The organism is Mycobacteroides sp. H001, assembly GCF_001440005.1.
GTDB lineage: Bacteria > Actinomycetota > Actinomycetes > Mycobacteriales > Mycobacteriaceae > Mycobacterium > Mycobacterium gwanakae.
Genome location: NZ_LJYH01000017.1, coordinates 36,942 through 54,032, shown reverse-complemented (window position 1 = coordinate 54,032; position 17,091 = coordinate 36,942). Strand labels below are relative to the sequence as shown.

Sequence of the window (17,091 nt, the reverse complement as noted above, 5' to 3'; positions counted from 1 at the left end):
ATCGGCCGCCGCCTTGGCCGAAGCAGCATTAGCAGCAGCCTGATCAGCCGCCACCTTCGCAGCATCCTTAGCAGCCTTATCCGCATTCGCCGCATCCGAAACCGACTTCGCCTGCGCCGCCGCCTGATCCGCAGCAGTCTTCGCAGCCAACGCATCCGCCGCCACCTGATCAGCCGCCACCTTCGCAGCGGTGGCCGCGGTCAAGGCGCTTTCGCTGGCGGCGACCCTGGCCTGTGCATCTGCCAGCGCGGTGTCGGCGGCAGTCTTGGCGGCATCCTTGGCCGCCTTATCGGCATTCGCCGCATCCAACGCAGCCTTGGCATCCTGATATGCCTTATCCCCCACCGCAGCATGACTCTGCGCATCAGCAAAAGCCTGCTCCGCAGCCGTCTTCGCCGCCGCCGCATCCGCAGCAGCCCTGGCCGCATCCGCAGCCTTCGACGCCGCAACATCCTTGGCAGCAGCCGCATCCGACGCCGCCTTCGAGGCATCCGTCAACGCCGCTTCCGCGGCAGTCTTCGCCGCATCCTTGGCGGCCTTATCGGCATCGGCGGCGACCTGCGCGGCGTCCTTCGCTGCCTTGTCAGCGGCGGCCGCATCAGCGGCCGACTTCGCTTGCGTAGCCACCTGATCGGCAGTGGTCTTGGCCGCCAACGCATCTGCGGCAGCCTTATCGGCGGTGGTCTTGGCGGCAGCAGCATCAGCCGAGGCCGCGGCGGCGGCAGTGGCCTTGGTCTGCGCGTCCGTGGAGGCCGCATCCGCGGCGGTCTTGGCCGCCAACGCATCCGCGGCGACCCTGGCCGCATCCGCAGCCTTCGACGCGGCAGCATCTTTGGCAGCGGCAGCATCGGTAGCGGCCCTCGAGGCATCCGCCAAGGCGGCATCGGCGGCAGTCTTAGCCGCATCCTTGGCTGCCTTATCGGCATCGGCGGCGGCTTTCGCCGCGCTGGCGTCGGCCAGGGTCTTCTCACTGGCGGCAACCTTGCCCTGTGCGTCGGTCACTACAGCATCAGCAGCTGTCTTGGCGGCCAATGCATCCGCCGAAGCCTTCGCGGCATCCGCGGCCTTGGACGCGGCAGCGTCTTTCGCGGCTGCGGCATCGGCGGCCGCCCTAGAGGCATCCGCCAGCGCGGCGTCTGCAGCGGACTTCTGCGCCGCCGCGTCAATGGCCGTCTGCTGCGCCGCAGCCGCCTTTCCGGCCGCCTCGGTTGCCGCGGCGGCCGCTGCTTGCGCGACCCTGTCGGCCTCGGCGCGTGCCGCATCGGCGGCGGTCTTGGCGGCGTCCTTGGCCGCCTTATCGGCATTCGCCGCATCCAACGCAGCCTTGGCATCCTGATATGCCTTATCCCCCACCGCAGCATGACTCTGCGCATTAGCAAAAGCCTGCTCCGCAGCCGTCTTCGCCGCCGCCGCATCCGCAGCAGCCCTGGCCGCATCCGCAGCCTTCGACGCCGCAACATCCTTGGCAGCAGCCGCATCCGACGCGATCTTGTCGGCGTTGGCGCGCTCGGTGTCGGCAGTGGTCTTGGCCGCCAAGGCATCTGCGGCGGCCTTGTCCGCCACCGCCTGGGCGGCGGTAGCGTCAGACAAGGCTTTGTCGTTGGCCGCGGCCTTGCTCTGCGCCTCGGCCAACGCGGCGTCGGCAGCGGCCCTGGCCGCATCGGCAGCTCGCTGTGCGGCGCTGGCGGCGTCGAGCGCCGCCTTGGCATCTTGATACGCCTTGTCCCCCGCCGCAGCATGACTCTGCGCATCGGCAAATGCCTGCTCCGCGGCGGCCTTCGCCGCATCGGCGGCCTGCTGCTGAGCTGCGGCGGCATCGGCGGCAGCCTTCGCATCCTGGTAGGCCTTCTCGTTGGCCGCCGCAGCCGCCTGCGCGGCGCTCTGATTGGCGGCCGCGGCTTCGAGAACCGCCTGTGCGTCCAGCGCCGCCCGCGCCGCATCGTCGGCGTCGTGGCGTGCCTGTTCGGCCGCCGCGGCGGCCGCCGCGGCCTGCGCTTGCTTTTCCGCGACCGCCGGATTGGCCGCGGCCTCGGCTGCCGCCTTATCTGCTTCGGCCTTGCGCAGTGCCGCGCGAGCGGCCGCATCGGCGGCGGCCTTGGCCATCAGGTCGGCCACTGCGGCGGCGCCGGCAGCGGTGTCCGCATAGCCCTGCGCTTCGGAGGTCGGGGCCGAGTTTGGTGTCACAGCCACCGCGGGCAGGGATCCCGAGTACGCCGTCAGGCTGGTGTCGCCGCTGAAGAGTAATCGTTGCTTCTCGATGAGCGACTTGGAGACCGAACTACTGCCACCTGCCAGAAGGACCGCTGTCGCAAATATTGCGAGGACAGTTTGGGATCGCGACGCCTGCATGACTGCCTCACTTGCCTGACCATCCGACACACGCCGATGTGAGCCGGTAACGGCGAGATTAGACGTCATGGCACAAAAATGCGCTGAGAATCAGAAAAGTAACCTGAGAAAATCTTAAACATGCATTTAAGAACGTATAAATGCCCAATTTAGTGAAACTTCAAGGAATTTGCTACTTACCTGACTCCCGAGTCAGGTAATGGACAATTGACAACCGTGTCTACTAAGGATGTAGTGCCGTAGCCACGCGACGCCCCACTGGGATTCGGCGTCCCAGAAATCTCTCGAAAACGAGCGCGCATAGCGAAATATGAACGGCGCGAACAGCATGATCACTGCACACGTGTCAGATAAGTACTATTTGCAGAGTTCGACGATGTGCTTGCTCAGCTCGTCGGCCTTGGTCAGCCGCTGCGCCTGCTTCGGGTCGGTGTTCGGTGTCTCAGCGATAGCCGCCGCACCCACGTCCATGAGCGCGTTGCCGAAGTCCCGAATGCTCGCCGCGAGATCGGGCGGGGTCGCGGGGTCCAGCCGCGCCAACAGATACTGCCCGCCATTGAAAAGTGCGATCCGTGCGTTGGCAGCGCTGGCCAGCGTCCCCACCACGCCGGCGTTCTCGGGAAGCGCCCGGTTGGTGTTCAGCATGACGGCGTTACGAACCAAACTCGCGCTGGCACACGCCTGCGTCTTCGCATCGGCCCGCTGCGCCGCCGTGTAATCAGCTTGAGCCGGTGCCCGCCCACGGGATAGGACCAGCACCAACGCCGTCACCGCCAGCGCGAGTGCGACCAGGGCCGCCACTCCCGCCGACCGCTCGAGGACCACCAGAACTTTCCGCCAGAGATCCGCCACGACTCCCTCTTCCCGCGGACGTGATCACCCGCGGGAGGAAGTCTCCCACCAGTTGTTGGCCGCTGGCAGGAGAACGGGAACGACCGGAGGCGACTACGCCAATCCGGCCGAGACCGACCGGCCCGCCGACTTCAGGTCGTTGCAGGCCTCGATGACACGCTCAGTCATGTTGGCCTCGGCCTTCTTCAGGTAGCTGCGCGGGTCGTAGGTCTTCTTGTTGCCCACCTCGCCGTCGATCTTGAGCACACCGTCGTAGTTGGCGAACATGTGCCCAGCGATCGGCCGGGTGAATGCGTACTGGGTATCGGTGTCGACATTCATCTTCACGACGCCGTAGCGCAGCGAGTCCTCGATCTCGGACTTCAGCGAGCCCGACCCGCCGTGGAACACGAAGTCGAACGGCTTGGAGCCCTCTGCCAGACCAAGTTTGGCCGAGGCAACGCGCTGCCCCTCGGCCAGCACCTCCGGCTTGAGCTTCACGTTTCCGGGCTTGTACACACCGTGCACGTTGCCGAAGGTCGCGGCCAGCAGATACCGGCCGTTCTCGCCGACACCGAGCGCCTCGACGGTCTTCTCGAAGTCCTCCGACGAGGTGTAGAGCTTCTCGTTGATCTCGGCCTCGACGCCGTCCTCTTCACCGCCGACGACACCGATCTCCACCTCGAGGATGATGTGCGCCTTCGCGGTCGCCGCCAGCAGTTCCTGCGCGATCTCGAGGTTCTCGCCGATGGGCACTGCCGAGCCGTCCCACATATGGGACTGGAACAGCGGGTTCTGCCCGGCGGCCACGCGCTCCTGGGAGATGGCGATGAGCGGACGCACGAAGCTGTCCAGCTTGTCCTTGGGGCAGTGGTCGGTGTGCAGGGCAACGGTGATCCCGTACTTGGCGGCGACCACGTGCGCGAACTCAGCGAGCGCGACCGCGCCGGTCACCATGTCCTTGATGCCCAGGCCCGAACCGAATTCCGCACCACCGGTGGAGAACTGGATGATGCCGTCGCTACCCGCGTCGGCGAAACCTTTGATCGCGGCGTTGATCGTTTCCGATGAGGTGCAGTTGATGGCCGGGAAGGCAAAGGAATGCTCCTTGGCCCGGTCCAGCATTTCGGCGTAGACCTCGGGCGTGGCGATGGGCACTTCGACGACCTCCATGTCAGCTCTGCGGATTCGCCCCTCACCATAAGGCAGCCAGGTTTACAACAGATATCGACGGTACTGTTGGCGCCGTGAACTTGCTGGCAGCACCCGGATCCGTCACCACCCTGGCACTCATGCCGGATTTCCTGGATCCGGTCAAACTACTCGGCCACTTCGGAACCCTCGCGCTGCTCGGGTTGCTGGTGGTGATCTTCGTGGAGTCGGGCGTGCTGTTTCCGGTGCTACCCGGTGATTCCTTGTTGTTCGTGGCAGGGATGCTGGCGGCCGGTACCGCAGCCGCCGCCGCGGACGGCGCCCCGCAGGCCAATTTCCAGCTGTGGCAGCTGCTGGTCTTCATTCCCATCGCCGCCATCCTGGGCGGTCAGGTCGGCTACTGGATTGGTCGCGGGATCGGCACGTCGATGTTCAAGCCCGATGCCCGCTTCCTGAAGCAGAAGTACCTCGAGGAGGCGCACGCCTTCTTCGAGAAGCGCGGCCCGTTCGCCATCGTGATCGCCCGGTTCGTTCCGATCGTGCGGACCCTGGCGCCGATCACGGCAGGCGCGGCCAAGATGAGCTACCCGATCTTCGCCCTGTACAACATCCTGGGCGCCGTCGTCTGGGGCGTCGGTCTCACGCTGCTGGGCTACTGGTTGGGCCAGTTCGAGATCATTCAGAAGCTGCTCGAACCCATCTTCATTCTGATCGTGCTGGTCTCGGTGGCCCCGATGTTCTTCGAATGGATGCGCCGTCGTAAGGCGGCGACGCAGCCGGAGGCCGCTCCCGAGGCTTAGTACGCACTCGAAACAACTCGCCAATCAGATCCACGGCTACCCACCAAATGCGGGTGAATATGCCCAGGTGCGCGCCGTAGCAAACTACGCTAATGTCGCGCTGTGGGGAAGATCAACAGTTGTCTGACAGCGTTGACGGCGATCGCGCTGATGGGTTGGGGCTTTGCGGCGCCCGCCGGCGCCGAGCCCGCACCGGCGGATGTCGCGGGTGCGTCGGAGGCTGTGCAGACGTACATAAACGCAACCAACAACGTCGACGTGCCCCTGATACGTGCCACGGTGTGCGGTCGCCTTGCCGCCGCCACCTCCGCTGGCACCGACGAACAGGTCCGTCAGGTCATGCAGTCTCAACGCGACCGCATCGGGTTGGCCCACATAGAGGTCTTGCATCCGGTAGAGCTGGGATCACCGCCCGGCCAGGTCGATCTGCTGGCCCAGTTGACTTCCGAGCACCACCCGCAGGATCCGGGCGGCAACGGGATCAACCTGGTCTATCACACCGAGAAGGTCGATGGCTCATGGAAGGTATGCCATGCCCGCAACGAGGGGCGCCTCGACGAACCCTGATAAAGCCCGTCTCAACTAGGCACGCACCGGCGTCGTCTCGAACGCGGCCACCTTGCCCCGAAAATCATCCGGGAACGGGGTGGAGGTGCCGTCGATCGCGTGCACGTACACCGTCTCGCCGGTGATGAGATGCTCTCCGCCGCGATGTATTTCGAAGTGACAGGTCATGCTCGCCCTCCCCATCCGGGCGATGCGCACCCCGATATCGAGGACGTCGTCGAAGCGGGCGGGCGCGTGATAATCGATGACCGACCTCACCACGTACATGTGCTCAAAGACTCCGTCGCCCTCGGCGTTACGCGCACCGGTCAACGCGGCCCAGTATTCGGTGAGCGCGGCGTCGAAAAACGCCAGGTAGTGGGCGTTGAAGACGACGCCCTGCATATCGACCTCGGCCCACCGCACGCGCAACGGATGAAAGAAGCTGAAATCCTCACGTGCCATGTCAGGCCACCACGTGCGCGGCCTCGAGAAGCATCCACCCGGACAACTGCACCGACAGATCACGCTCGGGGACCTTCGACGGATTGACCGCCCCCGCGATGAACTGCGACGCCGGGGACTGCACGGTCGGCAGCGCGGCCGTGCGAGTCCAATCCGCACCGAACAGCGGAAGGTCTTCCACCGTCAGCCGATTCGCCCAGGCCGCCTCGGCCGAGGTCAGCAGGATGTCACGGGCGACGGCCCGGGCATCGGTGTCCTGCGGGGAGTTCTCCGGCAGCGTGGTGACCACCAACGCCAGATAACGAGCCAGAATGCCGTTGAAGAGCCCGCCATCTCCGCCGCCGCTGCCACGAATCACGCCTTCGGCCGTCATGTGATCCTTGACCGCGTGCACAAGCCGATGCACACGCTCGGCATGCCGGGATTCCCCGGTCCGCACGGCGAGCTCGGTCTCCAGCCCCAGCACCACACCCTGGCAATAGGTGTAGGTGGCCCGTTCTAGGGTGCCGTCCTCCTGGATTCCATCGATCACCAGATGCGATTCTGGATCGACGAGGGTGTTGTCGATCCAGTCGGACATCACCTCGGCCCGCCACACTCTTCCGGTGCGCGCCAACACGATTGCCGCGGGGCCGTTGGCTGGGGTGTTGAAGAACTTGTCCTGTTTGCGCCACGGTATGCCGCCGCCGTACTGCGGCATCCAGGCATCGAGGAACTGCTGACGCAGCCGGTTGAGCGCACGCGGACGCTCCAGGCCCAACAGCTCCGAGGCACGCTGCATGGCCAGCGCCAACCAGGCCATATCGTCGTAGTACTGGTTGGTCCACATGAATACGTTGCGGAACCGGTGTGCGCGTTGCATATCCGCGATGTACTTGAGCCGGTCCGGGCGCGGGTCGCGCAGCTGCGCATCGATCAGGCAGTCCTGCAGATGCGCCTGCCACCAGTAGTGCCAGTTCTTGAACCAGGTAGCGCCCGGCGCGGGCGGCCAGGTCACGATGCCCAGGCGCATGCGTGGCAGGTGCCACAGCGGCGAGAAGTGTCTGGCGGTGATTGCGGCTTCGGCGCTACTGGCGCGGTTGGCCCACAGCACATCCATGCACTTGATACTAGGGGTGGCCCGCCCCGGGCTACCACGCCTTCGTCGGGTCGGCGTGCTGGCGGATCCACGCGTGCATGGCCACACCCGCGGCGACCCCGGCGTTGATGCTGCGGGTGGATCCAAATTGTGCGATCGAAACCGTCATCACCGCACCGACTTTCGACACATCAGTGACACCCGGCCCCTCCTGCCCGAACACCATCAAGCAGTCCGCGGGCAACACCGCGGTCTCCAGGGGCACCGATCCCGGGACGTTGTCAACGGCCACCACCGTCAGGCCGGTCAGCTTGGCGTACTCCAGAAGCTGCTCGGTGCTGTCATGGTGCATCAGATGCTGGTAGCGATCGGTGACCATGGCGCCACGCCGGTTCCAGCGGCGCCGGCCGACAATGTGTACTGTGTGCACCGCGAACGCGTTGGCCGTGCGCACCACCGTGCCGATGTTGGCATCATTCTCGAAATTCTCGATGGCAATGTGCAGTCGATGGCGCCGCGTGTCGATATCGGCGACGATTGCCTCCCGGTGCCAATAACGATAGGCATCAACCACATTGCGGGCATCACCATCGCGCAACAGCTCGGGGTCGTAGCGCGGGTCTGTCGGCAGCGGCAGGCCCCGTTCCTCAGCCCACGGTCCCACGCCATTGCCGGTGGCACCCCACAGAGACGGCTCGGCCGGCTCATCCCCGCCGGTCTTGGGCACCTCACTCACGAGTCGTCCACACCGCGGCGTGGGTACCGATCACCGAGAGGGTGCCGGCGAGCACCGCGGCGTTGATCTCGCCCTGCAGGCATAACGACGGCTGCATCTGCACAGCATCCAGGGATGAGTCCGGTAGCACCAGCACGGATGCTCCGTAGAGGGCACAGCTGCGCGCCAACCCCTCCCCGGGCAGTGTCGGCGCCACCGTCACCATGAGCGGTCCACCACGCGCCGCCGACTCGTCCCGGTAACGTGCCGCGACTCCCGAAATACTCAGACCCAGCAGCGAGAATCCGTTGCCGTTGAATGCATTCGGATCACCCAGGTCCACCTGGCTGAGCTGCTGCCCACTGGCCCGCCAGGCCTCCATGCTCTTGGTGACGATCACCAGACCGGAGTCGTTCTGCGGCGTGGGCAGCAGTCCCATCGGGTAGGCCACCGGGTACGCCACGGTGGACCCGGCGATGCGGTCCTTGGCCGAGTACGCGTACACCCCCCGTACCGCGCTCTGGTTCTGCATCGGCCCCAGGCACACCGTGCCGGTGAGGCCGGTCGCGGCGCCCGGCGAGGGAGTCGCGGTCAGCGGATGCACGGAAAGGTCGGCCACGTCGCGACAACTGCCCAGGGCCGGCACCTCCAATGGATGCGCCAAGGACCCGTACAAACCGAAACGCAGATCACCGGCAGCGGCGGGCTTCTCCTCCGGTTTCGCGGCCGCCCCCGTGATATCAACCAGCACATACCCGTTCTGGAACCGCAGGTTGGCGACGCTGAGATTCCAGCCCAGCAGACTCTGCGTCTCACCGACCTTGGCAGTCGGTGCACCGTAAACCAGTTCCTTCTCGGGGTCTTTCGAGCAACCCGTCAAGACCAGGACCCCGGCGACCAGCGCGGCGAGGGCCCGACGGAAGGTCACGATCCGGCCAGGCCGAGATCCGCCAGTCCCAGCACATACCGATAGGGAACACCTTCGGCGCGAATCGCCTCGGCGGCACCGGTATCACGGTCCACAACGGTGGCCACCCCGATCACCTCGCCTCCGGCCTCACGGACCGCCTGCACGGCCGTGAGTGCGGACCCACCAGTGGTGCTGGTGTCTTCGACCACCAGCACCCGCTGCCCGGTCACCTCAAATCCCTCGATAAGCCGTTGCATGCCATGAGCTTTCACCGACTTACGCACCACGAATGCGTCGATGGGCCGTCCGGGCGCATGCATGACCGCCGTCGCGACGGGATCGGCGCCCAGGGTGAGTCCGCCGACACCGGCGTAGTCCCAGTCGTTGGTCAGCTCGCGCACCAGCCGGCCGATCAGGGCGCCTGCCCGGTGATGCAAGGTGGCCCGGCGCAGGTCGACGTAATAGTCGGCTTCCTTGCCCGACGACAAGGTCACCTTGCCGTGCACCACCGCGATATCGCGGACCAAAGCCGCCAACTCATCACGCTCGGCCGCATTGAGAGCCGGTCCTAAATCAAGTTCTGCCACGACCCCGTCCTACCACGCTGTTGAATTTCCGCACCAAACCTCTTGGTATTAGCCGTGTTACCGAGGTAATCGCCTTGTACTGGATGCCCGGAACGCTGAGCACCTTACCTGCCGCAATGTCCTGCAGACACGCGTTCACCACATCGTCGACCTGGAGCCACATGAACTCCGGAATGGTGCCCATCTCGATTCCGGCCCGCTCGTGAAACTCGGTGTGAATGAATCCCGGGCACAACACGTGCATACCAACTCCGGTGCCCAACAACCCATTTGCCAATCCCTCGGTGAAAGAAACCACCCAGGCCTTGGAGGCCGAATACGTCGACCCGCGTCCAGAGACCAGGCCCGCCACGCTCGCCACGTTGATGACGGTGCCGGCGCCCGCCTCGACCATCGATGGAAGGGCCGCACGGGTGAGCTCCATGACCGCGGTGACATTGACGTCCAGCTGCGAGTGCAACAGCTCGGGCGCCGCCGTCCAGAACTCACCGGCGGTCGCGAACCCGGCGTTGTTGATCAACACCGATATCCCGGCGGCGACGCGCTCGGCGACCTTCGCGCGATCGGCAGCATCCGCGAGGTCGGCGGGCAGCACCTCCGCGTGCGCGCCGTACCGGCAGGTGAGTTCGTCGGCGAGAGCGCCCAGGCGCCGCTCGTCACGGGCGACGAGCACCACGTCGTATCCGAGGGAGGCGTACTTGCGGGCGAAGCCACCCCCCAGGCCCGAGGTGGGGCCGGTGACCAGCGCCACGGGTCGCGCCGAATTGGGGGCTGCCATGGTTGGTCAGCGTACCGGCTGGCCACACGCCTCAACCCGCCGTATAACCGGTACTAAATGTTACTAGTACAAATTGTCCGGAAACTGCCGCTTGCGGGAGCAAGCGTTGCTAGCATCGCGAAATGTTTGACCGGCTAGTGGTGTGGCTCATCGAGCGTCAGCGCTGGATTTACCCGGTACTCGCCGTGTTGTGGATCGCCGCGGGCACCTACATAACCACCGCCCCAAAGGTTGCACTGCCGACACCCGAGGTCACTCCGACCAGACAGGCGGTCAGCGCCATGTCGCTGAGCCAGCCCAAGACGGTGACCTACGAGGTGTCCAGCGATGGCCGTCCCGTCACGGTCTCCTACCTCGACGAAAAGGGCCAATCCAAGCTCTTCAACGGCCCCGCGCCGTGGCGCACCAGCCTGACCACCAGCGACTTGGCGTTCGCGGCGGGTGTCACGGCGATATCGACCAACACCGTCACCTGCCGCATCACCGTCGACGGCAAGGTGGCCGACGAAAAGACCGACACCGGTCGCACGCCCTCGGTGAGCTGCAACCTCGTCGCATTCCAGAAACTCGACCCACAAGGCGGTCACTGATGCACGACAGTCCCCTATTCGGACGCTTCGCCGGCATCATCAGCAGGCACGCCGTCCTGGTCATCGGGTTCCTGATGATGGTGGCCGGCGGCCTGATGGCCTCGGCGCCGAACCTCGAGGAACTGGCCCTCACCCACGGCAGTCCCATGATGCCGACCAACACCCAATCGGCGGCCGCGCTCAAACACATGGCCAAGGCCTTCGGGGAGTCCGAATCGAACAACACCGCCGCGGTGGTCGTCGTCAAGGATCAACCATTCACCGAGCAGGACCGTCAGTTCCGTGCCGAACTGATGAAAAAGCTGCGGGCCGATACCGCGCACGTGGAACCGGGTATGGACATGTGGTCCGATCCTCAGTTCGCCACCGCATCGGAGAGCCCCGATAAGAAGGTGGCCCTGGCGCAACTGCAGCTGGCCGGGGAGATCGGCGGTCCCAAAGCCATGGAATCGGCCAAGGCCGTGCAGCGCATCATCGATGACATCGAGAAGCCGCCGGGCACCACGATCTATGCCACCGGAACAAGTCAGGCCGCCGCCGACCAGATCAACACGATGATGCGGGATGTCGTGATCATCGGAGGACTCTCGCTGGTGCTCGTGGGTGGCCTGCTGCTGTTGGTCTACCGCTCACTCGTGGTCGCGTTCCTGCCGCTGATCACCGTGGGTGTTGCCGTCGGTATCGCCACCCCGATCGCCAGCTTCCTCACCTTGGCGGGGCTGATTCCCACATCCATGATGACTAATGCGTTGATGGGTGCGCTGGCGCTGGGCGCCGGCACCGACTACTCCATCTTCTTCATCGGCCGCTATCAGGAGGGGCGACGCTGCGGCCTGAGCGTCGACGAAGCGTTCCGCGCCAGTTATCGGGGCGTGGCACCGGTCGTGATCGCGTCCGGCCTGACCGTGGCGGGTGCGTTGTCCTGCATGACATTCGCCCAACTGGACATGATGAAATCGATGGGCATACCGGGGGCCATCACCATGATCTTCACCGTGCTGTCCGCGGTGACCGTGACGCCCGGCGCACTACTCATCGGGGCACGCCGCTTCGGCTGGTTCGAGCCCCGCTCGACCGCCCGATCGACTCGGCTGTGGCGCCGGGTCGGTATCCGCGTGGCGCGTTGGCCCAGACCGATATTCGTCACGACCTTCGCCGCCTTGATCCTGCTCATGATGGTGATCCCCACCGCGTCCTTCAACTATGACGAACTGCAGTTCATCCCCAAGGACATGCCCAGCGCGGCCGGTATGCATGCAATTCAGGAGCACTTTCCCGCAGGCCAGATGAACCCCGACATGATTTTGATCCGGGCTCCCGAAGACCTGCGCAGCTCGGCCAACATCGGGCTCCTGGAGAAGGCCGCGCAGCAGATCACCAAGCTGGACAGCGTGGCATCGGTGCAGTGGATCACCCGGCCCACCGGCATGCCGATGGATCAAACATCGCTCATGTACAGCGTGGGGATGGCCGGAACGATGATGTCGCAGAACAAGATTGTGATGGAGCAACGTCAGCAGCGGATGCACGCCATGACCGAAGACATGAACTCGATGATGTCCACGCTCCAGGGCCTGCAAGGCACCTTGCGAACCGCGCAGCAGGGCGCCAAGCAATTCAGTGCCGCTGCGCAGCCCATTCAGTCCAGCTTGAATCAGCTTAAGTCACAACTAAATTCGGCAATGGGTCCCGTTCGCGAGGCGGTACGTGCGCAACCCAACTGCGCCGCCGACCCGATGTGCGTGGGTGCGCAATCAACCTTGTCGAACTTCGAGAACATGTCCAGCGTCACCGACCAGATGCGCAGCCTCGTCAGCACATCGGGTTCCGTGACCGGAGGTTTGACCCAGGCCGCGCGGACGATGCCACGCATGCTCGAATCCATGTCTTCGATGCAGGATCTGATGACCGAGACAAATGAGCAGATGACGCAGATGATGTCGCAGATCGACACCATGACCTCGCTCATGCAGGACCTCGGCCGAAGCAGCGCCGGCACCGGGGACTACTTCTACTTCCCCGCGCAGATGCTCTCGGACCCGCGATTCAAGCCGTACCTGAAGATGATGTTCTCCGAAGACGGCACCACCACCCGCATGATCGTCATAGGCAGCGGCAGCAGCTACGGCGACGAAGGCATCCAGCGCGTCCGGGATCTGGCCCATGAGATGAAGTACGCCCTCAAGGGCACTCGCCTGGAGGGCAGCGTGATCGAGATCGCCGGCCCGGCGGCGCTCATCGGCGATATGCGGGTGATGCTCGATCGCGACGAGAAGCTGATCATGATCGGCTGCCTGACCGTGATCTTCACGGTGGTACTGCTGCTGCTGCGCGGTTTGGTGGCCTCGCTGATCGTCATCGGCTCGGTGCTGGTGTCCTTTGCCTCGACCCTCGGGCTGGCCCTGGTGATCTGGCAGCACGTGCTTGGCATTCAGCTGCACTGGTCGGTGCCGGTGGCGGTCTTCGCGATTCTGATATCGGTGGGGGCCGACTACAACCTGCTGGTCGCGTCGCGTTTCAAGGAAGAGATGAGTGCCGGTATCCGCACAGGGGTCATCCGTGCCATCGCCGGCACCGGCGGGGTGGTGACCACGGCAGGTCTGGTGTTCGCGATGACGCAGTTCGCCATGATGGGGTCGAGTCTGATCAACATCGCGCAGATGGGTTCGACGATCGGGCTGGGCTTGATCATCGACACGTTCGTGGTGCGCACCTTCACGGTGCCGACCCTGGCGGTGATTCTCGACAAGAAGTTCTGGTGGCCGCTGCCGATGAACCAGCTCTGGCGGCGTTCCTAGTGGCCGAGCGGCTGGCCGCCCTGACCCACAGGAGCGGGCTGCCGATCTACGGCGGGGGCGGAGCTGCTGCCGACGGGCCGGCTGGGGCGCTCGGCGGCCTGGATGGGCGAGGGTGCCGATTCCCCTGAGGGAGGCAGCACCCGTAGCAGGTCGTTGAACTGGCGGACGGCCTTGAGGCCCTCGTCCCACTGCTCACGGTTGCTGTTGATGGGTAGCGCGGCCAGCGTCCAGTGTTGTTCATTCCACAACACCTCCGCCGTCTCGGTCGCGGTGTGGGCGAATGTGACCATGCGCCGGTCACAGGCCCGACGGGCGGCGTCCAGGTTGGTGGAGTACACCATGCGCGGGCCGATGGCGCCGAGCAGCCAGATATCGGCTTCGCGAGGTTCCTGCATGACCTTGAGTCGCAGGTCCACCATGACGTTGGTGCCCACCTTGCGGTGCAGCGCGATGATGGTCGCGACGTCCTCCAGGTCGAAGACGTAGACGGCCTCGCCGCGGATCTGTCCGAGGACCACATTGGCGGCCGCGGCCGATCCCGCACTCGACATCACGCCGCGGTTCCAGCGCTTGACGATCTCTTTGTCCTGCGACATGTAGTCGAAGCCGTGAGATCGCGCCCAGGCCTTTCGGCGATGTCCGCGACTGCGGCGGCGGCCGATATCGACATACAGCAGCACGGCCGCACAGACGAAGCACAGTGCGGACAGCGTGAACCAAAGTAGAGCCATCCGCGACAGCCTAACCGGTGCCGGCCAAACTGCTGCGCACAGCGCTCGGATCGTGACCCAGAGTTACCGCTCCGTGATGGGCCCAGACAGCAGCGAGTGTCGACTTATCGCGGGAAAGTCCCCATGGACACCGCGACAAGTCGACACTCGACAGCTACTTATCCGAGGGTGAGCGAGTCGCCGTCGGCGCTGACGTTCACCGGAACGACGTCACCGTCGTGCACTTCACCGGCCAGCAGCTGTTTGGCCAGCTTGTCGCCGATGGCCTGCTGCACTAGGCGGCGCAACGGACGCGCCCCATAGATCGGATCGAATCCGCGCTGGGCCAGCCAATTCTTGGCGGGCTCGGACACCTCAAGCGTCAACCGCCGCTGGGCGAGCCGCTTCTGCAGCTGCGCCAACTGGATGTCGACGATCCGCACCAGCTCCTCGGGATTGAGCGGCTCGAAGATGAGCACGTCGTCGAGCCGGTTGATGAACTCCGGCTTGAACTTGGCGCGCACCGCCGCCATCACCTGCTCCTCGGAGCCACCAGCACCCAGGTTGGAGGTGAGGATCAAGATGGTGTTCCGGAAGTCCACCGTGCGGCCCTGACCGTCGGTGAGCCGTCCCTCGTCGAGCACCTGCAACAGCACGTCGAACACGTCCGGGTGCGCCTTCTCGACCTCGTCGAAAAGCACCACTGTGTACGGGCGCCGCCGCACCGCCTCGGTCAGCTGACCACCGGCGTCATATCCGACATATCCGGGCGGGGCACCGACAAGTCTTGCCACGGAGTGCTTTTCGCCGTATTCAGACATGTCGATGCGCACCATGGCGTGCTCGTCGTCGAACAGGAAGTCCGCGAGCGCCTTGGCCAGCTCGGTCTTGCCGACACCAGTGGGCCCCAGGAACAGGAACGAACCGGTGGGCCGGTTGGGGTCGGCGACACCGGCCCGAGCACGGCGCACCGCATCGGAAACGGCCTCGACGGCCTTGGTCTGGCCCACGACCCGCGCGCCCAGCACATCTTCCATGCGCAGCAGCTTGGCGGTCTCACCCTCCATGAGCCGGCCGGCCGGAATACCGGTCCAGGCCGACACCACGTCGGCGACGTCGTCGGGCCCGACCTCTTCCTTGAGCATGACGCTTTCGCGTGCCTGGGCTCCGGGAAGCGCGGCCTCCAGCTGCTTCTCCAGGTCCGGGATGCGCCCGTAGCGCAGCTCCGCGACCTTGCCGAGGTCTCCGTCTCGCTCGGCGCGATCGGATTCACCCTTGAGGGTTTCCAATTGCTCCTTGAGTTCCCGGACCACGTCGATGGCGTTCTTCTCGTTCTGCCACCGAGCGGTCAACTCGGCGAGGCGTTCCTTCTTGTCGGCCAGCTCCTCACGCAGCTTCACCAGACGCTGCTTGGAGGCCTCATCGTCTTCCTTGGACAGCGCCATCTCTTCGATCTCGAGACGACGCACGACGCGCTCGACCTCATCGATTTCCACAGGGCGCGAATCGATTTCCATGCGCAGACGCGATGCGGCCTCGTCGACCAGGTCGATGGCCTTATCGGGCAGGAATCGCGAGGTGATGTACCGGTCGGACAAGGTGGCGGCGGCCACCAGCGCGGAGTCGGTGATCCGCACGCCGTGGTGAACCTCGTAGCGCTCCTTGATGCCGCGCAGAATGCCGACGGTGTCCTCCACCGAAGGCTCCCCCACCAGCACCTGCTGGAACCGGCGCTCCAGGGCGGCGTCCTTCTCGATGTACTTGCGGTACTCGTCGAGTGTGGTGGCGCCGACCAGACGCAGCTCACCGCGCGCCAGCATGGGCTTGATCATGTTGCCGGCGTCCATCGCCGACTCACCCGTGGCACCCGCACCGACGATGGTGTGCAGCTCGTCGATGAACGTAATCAGCTGTCCCGCAGAGTTCTTGATCTCGTCGAGGACGGCCTTGAGACGTTCCTCGAACTCACCTCGGTACTTGGCGCCCGCGACCATGGATCCCAGATCCAACGAGACAACGGTCTTGCCGCGCAGGCTTTCGGGCACGTCGCCGGCCACGATGCGCTGCGCCAGCCCCTCCACGATGGCGGTCTTACCGACACCGGGCTCACCGATCAACACCGGATTGTTCTTGGTCCGGCGGCTGAGCACCTGCACGACGCGGCGAATCTCGGTGTCGCGACCGATCACCGGGTCAAGCTTTCCCTCGCGGGCACGGGCGGTCAGATCGGTGGAGTACTTCTCCAACGCCTGGAACGTCGACTCGGGCTCGGGGCTGGTCACCCGGCCGCTGCCGCGCACCTGAACAAAGGCGTCGCGCAACGCGTTCGGAGTGGCACCGTTGTTGGCGAGCAGCTTGGCGATATCGGAATCACCGGTGGCCAAGCCTACGAGCAGATGCTCGGTGGATACGTAGTCGTCATTGAGCTCGGTGGCGAGCTGCTGCGCCGTGGTGATCGCGGCGATGGAATCGCGCGAGAGCTGCGGGTTGGCGCTGGCGTTGCTGACCTGAGGAAGCCGGTCGGCGATAGCCTGCGCCTCGTTGCGCACGGTCGCGGGGTCTACGCCCACGGCCTGCAACAGCGGCGCGGCGATGCCATCGGTCTGGCTCAGCAGCGCCACCAGCAGGTGGGCGGGACGGATTTCGGGGTTGCCTGCAGTAGTTGCTGCCTGGAGGGCAGCAGTCAGCGCGGCCTGGGTTTTCGTGGTCGGATTGAACGAGTCCACAACACCTCCATGGGTTGAGAGAAATGCTTGTCAGTAATTCCAACGCAGCCAACCTT

The 17,091-nt window shown here is 65.0% G+C and carries 15 protein-coding genes; 4 read left to right on the top strand and 11 right to left on the bottom strand.

Annotated elements, in window-relative coordinates:
* From AOT83_RS01045 to fbaA, 3 genes are all read right to left on the bottom strand, one after another.
* Positions 1-2,418, bottom strand: a 2,418-nt coding sequence (locus AOT83_RS01045; RefSeq protein WP_205626752.1) for a hypothetical protein, incomplete at its 3' end; no start/stop codon positions are given.
* Positions 2,419-2,706: 288 nt separating this feature from the next.
* Entirely contained in the window at positions 2,707-3,201 is a 495-nt protein-coding gene (locus AOT83_RS01040) for a hypothetical protein (RefSeq protein WP_232783366.1), read from the bottom strand.
* Between the two features lie 93 nt (positions 3,202-3,294).
* Positions 3,295-4,353 carry a class II fructose-bisphosphate aldolase gene (gene fbaA / locus AOT83_RS01035; RefSeq protein ID WP_109365472.1) on the bottom strand — a complete coding sequence of 353 codons (1,059 nt, stop codon included), beginning with the start codon at positions 4,351-4,353 and terminating at the stop codon, positions 3,295-3,297.
* A 119-nt stretch (positions 4,354-4,472) separates the two neighbouring features.
* On the opposite strand from fbaA, the gene AOT83_RS01030 reads away from it, so the two are divergent.
* Together AOT83_RS01030 and AOT83_RS01025 are read left to right on the top strand one after the other, a co-directional pair.
* Entirely contained in the window at positions 4,473-5,132 is a 660-nt protein-coding gene (locus AOT83_RS01030) for a VTT domain-containing protein (RefSeq protein ID WP_044105479.1), read from the top strand.
* A 102-nt stretch (positions 5,133-5,234) separates the two neighbouring features.
* Complete coding sequence (locus tag AOT83_RS01025) at positions 5,235-5,699, top strand: hypothetical protein (RefSeq protein WP_030097147.1); 465 nt, start codon at positions 5,235-5,237, stop codon at positions 5,697-5,699.
* A gap of 15 nt (positions 5,700-5,714) precedes the next feature.
* Here the strand turns inward: AOT83_RS01025 and AOT83_RS01020 are convergent, their stop codons facing one another.
* From AOT83_RS01020 to AOT83_RS00995, 6 genes are read right to left on the bottom strand one after another with little or no spacing between them, the layout of a single operon-like run.
* The gene (locus tag AOT83_RS01020; RefSeq protein ID WP_030097148.1) at positions 5,715-6,143 is read right to left on the bottom strand and encodes a thioesterase family protein; all 429 of its coding nucleotides are present in this window, start codon (positions 6,141-6,143) and stop codon (positions 5,715-5,717) included.
* A 1-nt stretch (position 6,144) separates the two neighbouring features.
* A complete protein-coding gene (locus tag AOT83_RS01015) occupies positions 6,145-7,242 on the bottom strand; it encodes a glycoside hydrolase family 76 protein (protein WP_057966230.1) in 1,098 nt (365 codons plus the stop codon).
* A 31-nt stretch (positions 7,243-7,273) separates the two neighbouring features.
* Positions 7,274-7,957, bottom strand: a complete 684-nt coding sequence (locus tag AOT83_RS01010; RefSeq protein WP_044105366.1) for an RNA methyltransferase — start codon at positions 7,955-7,957, stop codon at positions 7,274-7,276.
* On the bottom strand, positions 7,950-8,864 hold the full coding sequence (locus AOT83_RS01005; protein ID WP_030097151.1) for a hypothetical protein: 915 nt from the start codon (positions 8,862-8,864) through the stop codon (positions 7,950-7,952). The genes AOT83_RS01010 and AOT83_RS01005 overlap by 8 nt, the downstream gene beginning before the upstream one ends.
* Complete coding sequence (gene pyrE, locus AOT83_RS01000) at positions 8,861-9,433, bottom strand: orotate phosphoribosyltransferase (protein WP_030097152.1); 573 nt, start codon at positions 9,431-9,433, stop codon at positions 8,861-8,863. Before pyrE ends, AOT83_RS01005 begins: the two co-directional genes overlap by 4 nt.
* Positions 9,420-10,211, bottom strand: a complete 792-nt coding sequence (locus tag AOT83_RS00995; RefSeq protein WP_057966229.1) for an SDR family NAD(P)-dependent oxidoreductase — start codon at positions 10,209-10,211, stop codon at positions 9,420-9,422. The genes pyrE and AOT83_RS00995 overlap by 14 nt, the downstream gene beginning before the upstream one ends.
* A gap of 122 nt (positions 10,212-10,333) precedes the next feature.
* On the opposite strand from AOT83_RS00995, the gene AOT83_RS00990 reads away from it, so the two are divergent.
* On the top strand, positions 10,334-10,801 hold the full coding sequence (locus tag AOT83_RS00990) for an MmpS family transport accessory protein (protein WP_030097154.1): 468 nt from the start codon (positions 10,334-10,336) through the stop codon (positions 10,799-10,801).
* Positions 10,801-13,599 carry an RND family transporter gene (locus AOT83_RS00985; RefSeq protein ID WP_057966228.1) on the top strand — a complete coding sequence of 933 codons (2,799 nt, stop codon included), beginning with the start codon at positions 10,801-10,803 and terminating at the stop codon, positions 13,597-13,599. Before AOT83_RS00990 ends, AOT83_RS00985 begins: the two co-directional genes overlap by 1 nt.
* Here the strand turns inward: AOT83_RS00985 and ttfA are convergent.
* Positions 13,596-14,330, bottom strand: coding sequence for a trehalose monomycolate transport factor TtfA (gene ttfA / locus AOT83_RS00980; RefSeq protein WP_030097156.1), 735 nt, complete (start codon positions 14,328-14,330; stop codon positions 13,596-13,598). The genes AOT83_RS00985 and ttfA overlap by 4 nt on opposite strands.
* Positions 14,331-14,488: 158 nt before the next feature.
* Entirely contained in the window at positions 14,489-17,035 is a 2,547-nt protein-coding gene (clpB, locus tag AOT83_RS00975; RefSeq protein WP_030097157.1) for an ATP-dependent chaperone ClpB, read from the bottom strand.
* Positions 17,036-17,091 lie beyond the last annotated feature (56 nt).